The organism is Desulfobacula sp. (genome assembly GCF_021107415.1).
The window spans coordinates 1-12,487 of the sequence record NZ_JAIOSW010000483.1 but is presented as its reverse complement, the minus strand read 5'-3'; the positions used below and the strand labels follow the sequence as shown (position 1 = coordinate 12,487).

Sequence of the window (12,487 nt, the reverse complement as noted above, 5' to 3'; positions counted from 1 at the left end):
TGTATCCACCTCTCTTTTATCCCAGGTGGATGCCAGTGTCGGTGGAAAAAACGGGGTCAACCTGGATTCTTATAAAAATATGGTGGGAGTCTTTAATCAGCCCGAATTTGTGATTTGTGACATAGATCTTTTACAAACCCTGCCAAAAAAAGAAATTTCAAACGGCCTTGCCGAAATCGTCAAACATGCACTGATTTCAGATATGGATCTACTTGATTTTATTGAAAATAATAGACAAAAAGCCCTTGATCTTGATGAGGATACCATTTTCAGGCTTGTTGCAGATTCCGTGAAAATAAAATCCCAAGTGGTCCAGCAGGATGAAAAAGAATCCAACGAAAGAAAAAAACTCAATTTCGGTCACACCATTGGCCATGCCATTGAAAAAATCGAAAAACCAGGCCATGGAAGGGCTGTCTCCATGGGAATGGTGGCTGCAGCCAAGTTTTCACAGGCTAAACACCTGATAAATCAGGAAGATGTTTTACGAATCACCCAGCTTTTAAATGATCTTAACCTTCCAACAACCCTTGATTATAATGCAAAAGAAATTATCAGGGCTGCTGAAAAAGATAAAAAAAAGCAGGGCAGCGACCTTTTTTATGTTTTCCTTGAACAGATTGGAAAAGCAAGGGTTGAAAAAATCAGCTTTGAAGAAATGAACAAATTCATAACTTTGCTCTTTAAGCAATAATTTAAATTTACTATGAAAACCGGACGATTAAAGGGCATGGCTTCAATTATCCGGTTTTTTTTACAACCGGTTGTGTCTTAATAAATGCGACTGCGGTCACGTTTGAGAAGCTCCATAAGTTTTTCAGCCGGGTTGCTGAATTTGGCCATAAAGATCATGGCTGCTATGGCATAGGGTTTATAGCTTGCCTCAACATAGAGGGGATTGCGGTACCGCTCAAAAACAGATGCAGCCACTTCACCCTGCTTGCAGCTGACATCAGTGATATCGGCAGGCAGACAGTGCATGTAAAGGGCGCTTTTATCCCGGGTCAGATCCATGAGAGCCTGTGTACATTCCCATTCCTTGAAATTGGCATTTTGGATTAAAAGCTCTTTTTCCAGAGCTTTAATACCCTCCATGTCGTTGTTGCCGTAATAATCGGTGCGTTTTTCCATGGCTTTGAAAGGTGCCCAACTTTTGGGATAAACAATATCGGCATCCTTAAAGCTTTCGGCCATGGAATCTGTTTTAGTAAATGAGCCGCCCGAAATTTCAGCATTTTTATTGGCAATTTCCTCTACCTCCGGCATAATACCGTATCCTTCCGGATGAGCCAGGACAACATCCATACCGAACCGGGTCATGAGCCCCACAATCCCCTGGGGAACTGACAAAGGCTTTCCATAGGAGGGTGAATAGGCCCATGACATGGCGATTTTTTTGCCTTTAAGCTTATCAATGCCTCCGAAATGCTGAATCAGGTGAAGGGCATCTGCCATGGACTGGGTGGGATGATCAATGTCACACTGGAGGTTGATTAAAGTAGGGCGCTGCTCTAAAATACCAGCTTCATACCCCTGGTTGACGGATTTTGCAACTTCGCGCATGTAAGCATTACCCTTGCCGATGTACATGTCATCCCTGATACCGATGACATCAGCCATGAAGGATACCATGTTAGCGGTTTCACGAACGGTTTCACCATGGGCAATCTGGGATTTTCCTTCATCCAGATCCTGGACACTAAGGCCCAAGAGGTTGCTGGCACTGGCATAGCTGAACCGTGTCCGAGTGGAATTGTCACGAAAAAGCGAAATGGCAAGGCCGCTGTCAAAGGACCGTGTGGATATGTTTTTTTTACGCATGTTCATGAGGATTCCTGCAACCTTGAACACAGCAGCGATCTCATCATCGCTCCTGTCCCAGGTCAGCAGAAAATCATCCAGAAACATTTTTTTGGTATTTAAAAGGGCAAGCTGTTTTATCTGTTCTTTTATATGTGTTTTGTCCATGTTTTTCTCCATCCTGGTCTTATAAATTCCTTTGTTTATCTTGCTGTCAACTCAATTAATCGGATTTTCGATCTGATCTAAAGCAGGCCCACTCGCTTATTAAACTCATTAATCAGCTCGTCAATGGCATGTACCTGATCAAACATGGAATACCAGTAATTGTCATGATCATACCACTGATCGTTCAGTTCTTCCACATCACGTCCCTGCTGTTCTATCCAGGTATAGTATTTAAGATTATGAATGGCTTTTCTGTCGTAATAGGACAGTTCTTTTGTATAGTCAATAGCAATGGCGCTGATAAGCTCCATGTCCCTTAGGGCATCGCTGTCTGTGTATACCCCCCGCTCCTGTTCAAGTTCACTGAGCCTTGAATCGTACAGCTGCATGGAATCTGTTGCAATGGAAACCAGTAAGTCATCTTCGGTCAGTTCATTGTATTTTGCAAACTTGATGGCAGCAATCATATTGCCAATTCCTGAAATACCTAGAAGATCAAGTTTGTCCACAAGGATTTTATCTACCCCGCTTTTGACCAGGGCCTGTCTTCCCAGGGGCTCATTAAACAAACGCAAGGCTCTCATGGGAGCTTCATCATCCACGGCCACCACAAAATCGGTTTCTTTAAGATTGTGGACCCAGGGGACATGTTTGTCACCAATACCTTCGATACGGTGGGCACCAAATCCATTGTTAAGAAGTGTAGGGCATTGGAGTGCTTCGGCTGCCACGATCTTGGTGCGGGGAAATTTTTGTTTCAGATAGTAACCCGCACCCAGGGTCCCGCCGGAACCAGATGAGGACACATACCCTGCAAAACGTTTACCCGGTGTCAGGTATTGTTCCAAAAGTGTTTCAATGGCTTTACCCGTCACTGTATAATGCCACATGGGGTTACCCATTTCATCAAACTGGTTGAATATTTTTAAGTCTTCTCCTGAACTCTTAAGTTCCCAGCATTTGTCAAAGATTTCTTTGACATTGGATTCGCAGCCCGGGGTTGCAATGACCTGACCGGCAATTTTGCTCAGCCATTCAAAGCGTTCCTTTGACATCTCTTCGGGCAGAATAGCAATGGCATTGCATGCCAGAAGAGCTGATATATAGGCACCGCCGCGGCAATAGTTTCCTGTGGAAGGCCAAACCGCCTTTGTCTTCCGGGGGTCAAACTGGCCTGTGACTAATCCTGGGGCAAGGCAGCCGTATGTGGCGCCGACCTTATGGGCACCCGTGGGGAACCAGCGGCCGGCCAGCATGATAATATTGGCCCGGCATCCGGTTAGTTCCGGCGGCAAAACAAAGTGATTGACACCACCAAAAAGCCCTCCTCTATCTTTAGACTCATTGTTCCAGGTAATCCGGTAGAGATTCGCCGAATGGACGTCCCACAGCCCGATGTTTTTAAGCTGATCTTTTATTTTTTCCGGAACCGTGTCTGGATTTTTCATCATGGCAAATGTGGGCAGGGTAATTCCCTTTTCCCGGCAATAGGCAATATTTTTTTCAAGGGTCTTGGAATGAATGGTTAAATCAATCACGGATAAATCCTTTTTTATAAAATGTCATCAACTGAATGAATCAAGGTGTCTGGCACACGAATCCCTAGGCTTGCAGATACACTGTCTTTCAAGCCGTTTCCTGTGGTCAAAACCACAATCAAAGCATCCGGGTCAAGCCCGGGTGCGGCCTTTAGAAACCCTGCAAATGATGCAGCACCAGCCGGTTCAGTGAAAAGGCCAGTGGTTCTGGAGAGACTAGCCTGGGCCTGTATGATCTCGTCATCCGATACAGTCATGACCTCTCCGTTATATTGTTTTATCTGGGCCAGGGCATGTATCCCGTTTCGCGGTACGTCAACGCAGATGGAATCAGCCACTGTGGCTGTGGGAATATTTTCAAATTTTCCTGTGGTATATGCCCGAAAAAGAGCATCTGATGTTTGGGCCTGAACAGCAACTATTTTGGGTATATCCCGGATAAGCCCCAACTGTTTTAAGTCCCTAAAACCCTTATAAACACCGGCAAGAATACATCCGTCTCCCACTGATACAAATAGCATATCCGGTACCTGGTCAAGCTGCTTGAACAACTCCAGGGACACCGTTTTTTTGCCTTCAATAGTCATGGGATTGTAAGCAGTATTTCGATTCATACCGCCTTTTTTTTGTGAATATGCAAGGGAGAGATCATAGGCCATATCATAGTTGCCATCAACCCGGAAAACTGTGGCCCCATACTGAAGCGCCTGGACAAGCTTTGCAACAGGGGCTGTTTTTGGTAAAAACAGGGTGATGGCCTGACCGGCTGCAGCCCCGATCCCGGCCATGGATGAGCCGGCATTTCCCGTGGAGGCCAGGGTAATGTCATTGATGTTGAATTTTTTGGCAAAGGCTGAGACCAGAAAAGAAGCCCTGTCCTTGAACGAGGAAGTTGGATTTAAGCCGTCATCCTTGATAAACAGATTTTTGAACCCGGTTTGTTGCCTCAAATTTGCAGGTTTCCACAAAGGGGTATTACCCACGGGTGAGGGTGGAAAATATTCAGGTTCCACGGGAAGCAGGTCAGCAATGGTAAAATCTTCATGAGTGCTGCCGCTCAATTTCACCTCCAGAACACCTGAAAGGGGCTGGTCTGGTTGTTGATTTTTTGAACAGTCCGGACATAGGGTCAATTCCGGTACTATATCAAATGTTTTATTACAGATACTACAGCCATAGTGAAACTCCATGGTACGCTGTCTCCGGTTTGTTAAAATGCCTCCGGAGTCTGCACTGGCAATCCCCGGAGGCTGGGTTTGGCTTATTGTTGTCAGCCTATTTTACAGCATCAAGAAAAGCCTTGAGCATTTCCTGGCCTTCGGTGCCGAATTTATTGATAATAAGTTTTTTAACAACAGGTACGGCAACCCTTTTAAACTCTTCTTTTTCAGCAGCCGTCAGGGTGTTGACCTTCATGTGTTTTGACAGCTCTATAAGGCCCCTGTCAGAAGCTTCAATAACACGTCCCATACCACGACCGGCAACAATGGCGGATTTGGCAGCATAGGAAACAACTTGCTTTTCACCGTCAGTCAGGCTATTCCAGAAATCTTGATTCATCACCCAGACATAGGGGGCAAAAATGTGTCCTGACAGGGTCAGATATTTCTGAACTTCCTGAAACTTTGCAAAAGCAATGATGGGGATAGGGTTCATCTGGCCATCAGCAACACCTGTCTGAAGCGCTGTGTAGACTTCTGACCAGGAGATGGCTGCCGGCTGTCCGCCCATTGCAGAAATAATTGCTTTATGGGTATCAAGGCCCATAGTACGAATTTTAACGCCAGCCATATCAGCAGGGGTATGGATGGGGCGTTTGGAGTTGGTCAGATGGAAGAATCCACCTGAATCTCCAAAACCCAAAACATGGAGTTTGGTTTTCTTATTAATATTATCCGCCAGTTTTGTTCCGAAAGGACCGTCAAATACCTCATAGGTTTTACTGATGTTAGGAAAGGCAAAGGGAATATCCAGAATTCCAATGAGCGGATAAACCGATGCAAACCCACCAACAGAATGGATACCTGCCTGGATAACACCTGCTTTTACCTGCTGCAGGGCATCTTTGTCTTTACCAAGCTGTCCGATGGGAAAGGTCTGGACCATCACTGAAACATTGGTTCATGCTTCAACAAGGCTTTTAAATACCGTTGCCATGGCACCTGTTGGATTATCAAAGGGATCATCCTTGTTCAGGTGGTGCAGTTTAATGGTTTTTGCTGAAATGGCTGTTCCTGTGATAGTTACTACAGCAAAAAGAGCTACCATCAGTACAATCGTCAATTGTTTTAAAACTTTCATCTTAATCCTCCGAAATTATGGCAACCTAAGGTTGCCGTTGGGTTATAGGTTCCAATTCCCGGCAAGTCACTTGATATCCGCCGGTCATGGAGTATTGATACGACAATTACATGAGCAGTCTTGGAATAAACATGGTCAGATCATCCCAGAATGCCACTAAAAAAAGTATGGCGACTTCCACCACCAGAAACGGGATCAGGGACATGCTGATCTTTTCGATCCTTTCTCCCGTCACCGACGACATCACAAACAGGCAGGCGCCCACCGGCGGCGTCATCAAGGAAATATTCAATGCAAGAACTATCATGATTCCGGCATGAACGGGATCCATTCCAATGGTTTTTGTCAGGGGCCCGAGCACGGGTGCCAGGATAATCAGGGCAGCATTGATATCCATGAACATGCCCACGGCCAAAAGCAGGGAGAGGATCAATGCAATGACCACCTTTGGATCGCTGGACAAAAACAGGATAAAAGCTGCTATTTTCTGGGGAATCTGCATAAAAGTCATCCACCAGCTTAAGATAGAGGCACTGGCAATGATCAAAAACACGATGCCCGTGATTCTGGCTGTACGGATCAACATCTGTACAATATCATTAAAGGTCAGAGCCCGGTAAATGACCACGCTGATGAACAGGGCGTAAAATACGGCAATGGCTGCAGCTTCCGTGGGGGTGACAATCCCGAACAATATGCCGCCAAGAATAATGGCGGGCATCAGAATGGCAAGAAAGCTTGATTTAAATGCCCAGAAGATACGTAAAAGACTGAATTTTTCCTTGCTCTTTGGAAGGTTCAGGCGTTTTCCCAGAAGGGCAATAACCCCCATGCACAGGGCGCAGATCAAAAGCCCGGGAAGAATGCCTGCTGCAAAGAGTCCTGCAATAGAGACCCCCATGAGGGAACCATAGATCACCATGAGATTTGACGGCGGAATAGTGGGCCCGATAATAGAACCTGCAACCGTCACGGCACAGGAAAAAGGCCGGGTATATCCTTCCTTGACCATGGCCGGGACCAGGATATTTCCGAATGCAGCCGTGTCAGCCACGGCAGCACCGGTCATTCCGGCAAACAATACGGACGCAATCATATTGGAATGGGCAAGTCCTCCCCGAAGATAACCCACCAGGGCATCGGCAAAAGCAGCAAGTTTTTCAGTAATGCCGGATCGGTTCATGATCTCCCCGGCCAGGATAAAAAACGGCATGGCCATGAAAGTAAACAGATCCAGACCCTCAAAATACCGTTTAGGGGCCATCACTAAAAAATTTTCTCCCCCGATCTGCACAAGGCCTGCAATACCTGCAACGCCTAATGTTACGCCAATGGGAAGCCCCATGAAGATAAAAAAGAAAAAGATTAAAAGAACTATTATCATGATCATACCCCCCTATTTAGTTGACATGCCGTTGACAGAAGGCTCAAGGCTTCTTAACATGGCAGCAAATATCTGAAAGGCGGTCAAGAAAGACGAGACCGGAACCACAGCAAAAGGCACCACCATGGTAATACCAAAAATGGTTGCATACTGGCCAAGACCTGCCTTTGTCATGTCTATGCCGTACCAGGCAAGAAAAAGGAAAAAGGAGAGGCTGATAAGATCAAGGCTGACCCCAAGGATGCGGGCTCCTTTTTCCGGCAAAAACCTTTTGACAATATTAAGGCCGATGTGCTCCCGGTAATAGGCACCACAGGAAACAGCCAGAAGTGCTGCCCAGATCATGACATACCTGGAAAACTCTTCAGTCCAGGTGTATCCCAGGTGGAGAACATACCGCTCAATCACTTCAAACCAGATGACCACAACCATGATACCAATCAACAGGGCACACACACGCTCCACAAACCAGTTCAGTCTGCCGGCCACAGTATTTAACAAATTTTTTCCTTCTTTTTTCATTCAAAACCTCCCTGGCAGGTGTTGATTCCTGCGTCGGATTGATATTTTTTATGAAACAATATGGGTTCCACGGTTGCAACTATTGAACATATTTTTCTACATAGAGCGATGGGATCACGGCATACATGGCCGCTGCTTTGACCAATTCATTTTTCCATGTAATCTCATTGGGTGCATGCGCCTGTTTTTCAGCGCCGGGCCCGAATCCAATGCAGGGAATCCCGTAACGTCCCATGATAGAAACACCATTGGTGGAAAAGGTCCATTTATCCACTACAGGGTCGTCATTAAATAAAGAAGTGTATGATTCCACAAGGGTTTTGCAAGCTGCATGGTCCTCTGAAAGAACCCAGGTGGGGAAATAGCACTCTGTGGGATAGACCAGCCCCGTGTAGGAAGGTCTGTCATAATTGTACATGGTCACTTTGCCCCCGGCCTTTTTTACTGAGGGAAGTTGACGTATCTCCTCCAGAGCATTTTCCCAGGTTTCTCCGTGAGTTAGCCGTCTGTCAACAGAAATAGAGCATCCATCCGCCACTGCACAACGGGATGGCGACGTATAGAAAATTTCAGATACGGTAAGGGAACCTTTCCCGAGAAAAGGATCATCTTTCAGGCGAAGATGAAGTTGTGTAAGGTCCATGAGAATAGGGGCCATTTTAAATATGGCATTGTCGCCACGTTCGGGTGCAGACCCATGTGAGCTGACGCCATCCACAGAGACCTTAATTTCCATACGTCCTCTCTGGCCCCGGTATATGCCAAGAGAGGTCGGTTCTGTGGAAATAACAAACTCGGGTCTGATCTTACTTTCCTCAATAATATACTGCCAGCAGAGACCATCGCAATCCTCTTCCTGTACGGTTCCGGTAACCAGCAGCGTATAATCATTATCAAGACCCAGGTCTTTAATGATCTTTGCTGCATACACCATTGAGGCCATGCCCCCTTCCTGGTCACTGGCACCCCGGCCATAAATGATTTTATCATCTTCATACCCGGTATAGGGATCGTGTTCCCAGTTCTCCGGATTTCCAATTCCTACGGTATCAACGTGGGCATCCATGGCAATCAAGTGCCTGCCGGTACCGATATATCCAAGGATGTTGCCCATGGGGTCGATCTCAACCCTGTCAAACCCGACCCCTTCCATTTCCTGCTTGATTCGCTGCACAACTTTTTTTTCATCACAGCTCTCACTGGGAATGGCGATCATGTCCCGTAGAAAGGCAGATATCCGGGGTTTATATTCTTCGGCCTTTTCCATTACTTTTTGAAAATCAATGCTCATTGGTGTGACTCCGTTAATTTGTAGTTTCGTCAAAATTAACCCTGCATTCAATATCTTTCAGGCGTTTCAGGCTGCTTTGCCAGTTGGATCGAATCAATGACCGGACAAGGTCAAGATCTTTTGCCATCAGGGCATTCATGATACGGCAATGCTCCTCCAGGGAATACTTGGCACAGGCATACTCTTTAAAATACGTTACCTCCACCCGCCGGCTTTTTATTTTCAAATCTTGGAGGATATTGACCAGGTGGGGGTTTTGGGAACGTTGAATATAAACATCATGGAATCTTTCATCCGCTGTGTATGCCTTGACAGGATTTGCTTCCTCAAGAGCTTTACCCAGCGCGGTATTGGCATCTTTCATTTTTTTAAGATCCGCTTGTGTAAGATATTCCATGGCCTGGGCAACTGCAAGCTCCTCAAGATTCCATATAATAGGGTAAATCATCTCAGGCTCTTTGACAGATACTTCGGAGACCCGGGTCCACCGGTTGGCAGAAGACTCTACCAGGCTCTTGTCTTCCAAACGCCGCAAAGCTTCTCGAACTGGAGTACGGCTCACTCCCATGTTTTCGGCAAGTTCTTTGTCCAGGAGCTTTTCTCCGGGACGGAGTTCGCCTTCCATAATCCAGGCGAGCAGGGTGTTGTAAACTTCCTCCCGCATGCTGGGACGGGTGATGGGACTATTTTTTGCTGGAACCGGCATGAATAAAGCACCTCTCCTGTAATTGATTTCTCAATATATTAAATGAAATCCAACATATTGGATGTGATATATCACTTTAAATCTAAAGTCAAGATATCATTGATTGCATTTTTATTGCAGAAAACTTCCCGTGAATCCTTTTAATCATCCCTTGTCAATACCAGCCTGAAACCGATATAGTAACTTTTCATGCCTGATATGGATTTATCCCGGTTGGTACACCGAAGTTTTGATATATTATCTACAAATGCCCCTCCCCTGACAACCCTTGAAGATCCTTTTCCCTCATAAACAGGGTTCTTTTTGGCATGTCCGGCATAGGCCTTCTTGTGATAGACATCCCGGCACCATTCTTTGACATTGCCTGCCATATCATATAATCCAAGTTCATTGGGAGGAAAACTGCCAACAGGAGCGGTTTCGCCATGAAAATCACCTGAATCACAGGTACCGCAGTTTGCATCGGGACGATTAGCTTCATTGCCCCAGGGAAAATTTGTTTTTTCCCCGCCATTTCTACAGGCATATTCCCATTGGGCTTCCGTGGGCAGTAAAAATTTATCTCTGGTTTTTGAATTCAGTATCTGAATAAATTTTTGAATGTCATCAAAAGAAATATTTTCAACCGGATGGCGCAAATCACTACCAAACCGGGAAGGATTGCCGCCCATAACACGGTGCCATAGTTCTTGTGTAATTTCATATTTTCCCATCCAGAATCCATTTACGCACACCTTATGTGCAGGCCTTTCATCTTTATCACATTTTTCTGCGAATTTATGACATCCCATAATAAAATAACCTTTGGGTATAAAAACAAACTCCATTCCTGTGACAGGATCTTTAAAGATATCCCCTGTGGTGTATTTTGGAAGTATCTCGTTATCAAACGATGTCTCACATTTTCCCGAGTATCTCCACAATTCCAGATCGTTCCAAAGTTTTCCAGCCCGCACGGATCCATTGTCATATGCCTTTTGTATCCAGCATTTGGCCTTAAATGGATCTTTTAATATCTCTTTCCCGTAAAAATAGGCGATACCAAGATCACACATGGCCTCAACATCTCCTCTTCTTGCTTCCTCCAGCATTGAAGACAGATCCGGCCTGTCAGCTGCATAAGAAATTGAAAAGAATAACACTGCAATGACTACAAAAATTCGTATTTTTTTCATGACCCTCCTCAAAATATCCTATTACGACTCTATTTATTAGAGAAAGACAAGTCAATAAAGAATATTTGCTGAAAACAAATTCAGGGCAACCACATGAAAAAAAACCACTCTGGGGAAATGCCTTTGATTAATGTTGACAGGAAATAAAGTTGAATGACCTTCATCAGTAATGGCGCCAATGAACTTGCCACGTCACCTCCACTGTTATTACAATTCTAAGGGATTCGATTCATTACCGGGTCCTTTAGAAGTTTAGGAGGTATCTTATTACATCATAAAATTGATTATAGACTAATTTTCGTCATTCAAGTTGATAAAAGAATAGAGGGTTAAAAAGCTGACAAGAATCCCTGAATCTGGATTTTCGGTCGTTGCTTTTTTTTGATAGCACTGTCCGGTTCGCTATTACCCTCAATTGTGTCGATCATAATTTGGTTATTTAAAAGATAGACCCGTTCGATGAGCACCATGTGTTGATACTTTCCACCAACATAACCGATGTCTGCTTTTCTTGGATTTTGGGTGGGATGAAACCCCTGAACTGAAAAAATTCCTCTTCCTAATTTCCAGGTTCCTACCTGAATGTTTGCCTCTTTGTGTGCCCACAATGCAAAAATGCCACACCAATGAGGGCATGGAGGCAGTTGAAATGGTTTGCTTAAATAGGTGATATTATCTTCATTAAACAGCGTTTTTCCATGTTTTTTTGGATCAGGTGCTGCCTTTCTGAAATATTCTAATAATCGGACATACCCAGCTCGAAAATATTTATTCTTGCTGGCATCAAGTGTGCCGGGCATTTTAGCGTGTACCGTCATACCAAGACCCGTTGCTTCCTGGTTTGCGACACTAACAACTTTATCACGCAATCTATTTTGTTCAACAATTCGTTCAATCAGACCCAATATCAATTCCATGGTAGTCCAGGTTTGTTGCCCAACAATACCATCCACAATAATTCGTGCCAAATCCTGATACTCTTTAGCACGATTGTATGTCTTTGACCCGAATATTCCATCTACAGCAAGCTGTGCAAGTGCACTGGGTAAAAGATTTAAACCAGTCTGCAATATTGTTACTTCCCTGCCAATGGAACCGCTGCTTAATGTTTTCATAGTGCATCTCCTAAATGATAGAAACAGGCATAAAAATTGCCAAATTTATTGTTACTTTGAATCAGTAAAGGGGAGATCTTGCCAACATGATCATATTAAGTATAACTTACGTCTCATTTTTTTAAAAGCGGAAATACTTGTTTTATTAGTTTCCTTTTTCGTCCGTATAGCATCAGCGATTGGCTGCCACATCGTTGATGCGTAATCGGTTCCATCAATTTTAAATTTAGCCTGAAAAATTGTACCTTCAACATCACATACGAGAAGTTTTTTCATAGAACCTCCAGCAAATAAATTCACATTTTTAGCCTTATTCCCCCAGATACACTTCGGAGTGTACCTTATGATCTTCAGAATTCATGATGTATCGTCTAACTAATAGCGTTTTATCAATTGTCCCGCATTGCAAAATTCCTCAACCTCTATCATTGAGCATAATTAAAAACAATGATAGAGGTTATATCGTTTGCTTTTGGGGGACGTAATG

Annotated in this window: 13 protein-coding genes; 1 reads left to right on the top strand and 12 read right to left on the bottom strand. The window is 44.5% G+C overall.

Features of this window, described 5'->3' with window-relative positions; genetic code table 11:
* Positions 1-694: 3-dehydroquinate synthase family protein (locus K8S13_RS24135; protein WP_291466284.1), on the top strand; the 694-nt coding region annotated here is incomplete at its 5' end.
* 77 nt (positions 695-771) lie between these two features.
* Here K8S13_RS24135 and ygeW read toward each other — a convergent pair.
* From ygeW to K8S13_RS24075, 12 genes are all read right to left on the bottom strand, one after another.
* Positions 772-1,968, bottom strand: a complete 1,197-nt coding sequence (gene ygeW / locus K8S13_RS24130) for a knotted carbamoyltransferase YgeW (protein WP_291466283.1) — start codon at positions 1,966-1,968, stop codon at positions 772-774.
* A gap of 77 nt (positions 1,969-2,045) precedes the next feature.
* Complete coding sequence (locus K8S13_RS24125; RefSeq protein WP_291466282.1) at positions 2,046-3,506, bottom strand: pyridoxal-phosphate dependent enzyme; 1,461 nt, start codon at positions 3,504-3,506, stop codon at positions 2,046-2,048.
* 14 nt (positions 3,507-3,520) lie between these two features.
* Positions 3,521-4,696 (bottom strand): threonine synthase, encoded by a 1,176-nt coding sequence (thrC, locus tag K8S13_RS24120; RefSeq protein ID WP_291466281.1) that lies wholly within the window; start codon positions 4,694-4,696, stop codon positions 3,521-3,523.
* Between the two features lie 85 nt (positions 4,697-4,781).
* Entirely contained in the window at positions 4,782-5,615 is an 834-nt protein-coding gene (locus tag K8S13_RS24115; RefSeq protein ID WP_291466280.1) for a DctP family TRAP transporter solute-binding subunit, read from the bottom strand.
* Between the two features lie 12 nt (positions 5,616-5,627).
* On the bottom strand, positions 5,628-5,807 hold the full coding sequence (locus K8S13_RS24110; protein WP_291466279.1) for a hypothetical protein: 180 nt from the start codon (positions 5,805-5,807) through the stop codon (positions 5,628-5,630).
* Positions 5,808-5,913: 106 nt separating this feature from the next.
* Positions 5,914-7,191: a TRAP transporter large permease gene (locus tag K8S13_RS24105; RefSeq protein ID WP_291466278.1), complete on the bottom strand. Its 1,278-nt coding sequence runs from the start codon at positions 7,189-7,191 to the stop codon at positions 5,914-5,916.
* 12 nt (positions 7,192-7,203) lie between these two features.
* On the bottom strand, positions 7,204-7,713 hold the full coding sequence (locus K8S13_RS24100; RefSeq protein WP_291466277.1) for a TRAP transporter small permease: 510 nt from the start codon (positions 7,711-7,713) through the stop codon (positions 7,204-7,206).
* A gap of 79 nt (positions 7,714-7,792) precedes the next feature.
* Complete coding sequence (locus K8S13_RS24095) at positions 7,793-9,004, bottom strand: YgeY family selenium metabolism-linked hydrolase (RefSeq protein WP_291466276.1); 1,212 nt, start codon at positions 9,002-9,004, stop codon at positions 7,793-7,795.
* Between the two features lie 13 nt (positions 9,005-9,017).
* Positions 9,018-9,710, bottom strand: a complete 693-nt coding sequence (locus K8S13_RS24090; protein ID WP_291466275.1) for a GntR family transcriptional regulator — start codon at positions 9,708-9,710, stop codon at positions 9,018-9,020.
* A gap of 140 nt (positions 9,711-9,850) precedes the next feature.
* Positions 9,851-10,885, bottom strand: coding sequence for an SUMF1/EgtB/PvdO family nonheme iron enzyme (locus K8S13_RS24085; RefSeq protein WP_291466274.1), 1,035 nt, complete (start codon positions 10,883-10,885; stop codon positions 9,851-9,853).
* Positions 10,886-11,214: 329 nt separating this feature from the next.
* Positions 11,215-12,000 (bottom strand): peptidoglycan-binding domain-containing protein, encoded by a 786-nt coding sequence (locus K8S13_RS24080; protein ID WP_291466273.1) that lies wholly within the window; start codon positions 11,998-12,000, stop codon positions 11,215-11,217.
* A 90-nt stretch (positions 12,001-12,090) separates the two neighbouring features.
* Positions 12,091-12,276 carry a hypothetical protein gene (locus K8S13_RS24075; protein ID WP_291466272.1) on the bottom strand — a complete coding sequence of 62 codons (186 nt, stop codon included), beginning with the start codon at positions 12,274-12,276 and terminating at the stop codon, positions 12,091-12,093.
* Between the last annotated feature and the right edge of the window lie 211 nt (positions 12,277-12,487).

What these genes read in the sequence shown, in the direction of transcription:
- K8S13_RS24095 (WP_291466276.1), bottom strand. Translation starts at nt 9,004, where the DNA reads ATGAGCATTGATTTTCAAAAAGTAATGGAAAAGGCCGAAGAATATAAA.
- K8S13_RS24085 (WP_291466274.1), bottom strand. Translation starts at nt 10,885, where the DNA reads ATGAAAAAAATACGAATTTTTGTAGTCATTGCAGTGTTATTCTTTTCA.
- K8S13_RS24080 (WP_291466273.1), bottom strand. Translation starts at nt 12,000, where the DNA reads ATGAAAACATTAAGCAGCGGTTCCATTGGCAGGGAAGTAACAATATTG.
- K8S13_RS24105 (WP_291466278.1), bottom strand. Translation starts at nt 7,191, where the DNA reads ATGATAATAGTTCTTTTAATCTTTTTCTTTTTTATCTTCATGGGGCTT.
- K8S13_RS24110 (WP_291466279.1), bottom strand. Translation starts at nt 5,807, where the DNA reads ATGAAAGTTTTAAAACAATTGACGATTGTACTGATGGTAGCTCTTTTT.
- ygeW (WP_291466283.1), bottom strand. Translation starts at nt 1,968, where the DNA reads ATGGACAAAACACATATAAAAGAACAGATAAAACAGCTTGCCCTTTTA.
- K8S13_RS24075 (WP_291466272.1), bottom strand. Translation starts at nt 12,276, where the DNA reads ATGAAAAAACTTCTCGTATGTGATGTTGAAGGTACAATTTTTCAGGCT.
- K8S13_RS24090 (WP_291466275.1), bottom strand. Translation starts at nt 9,710, where the DNA reads ATGCCGGTTCCAGCAAAAAATAGTCCCATCACCCGTCCCAGCATGCGG.
- K8S13_RS24100 (WP_291466277.1), bottom strand. Translation starts at nt 7,713, where the DNA reads ATGAAAAAAGAAGGAAAAAATTTGTTAAATACTGTGGCCGGCAGACTG.
- thrC (WP_291466281.1), bottom strand. Translation starts at nt 4,696, where the DNA reads ATGGAGTTTCACTATGGCTGTAGTATCTGTAATAAAACATTTGATATA.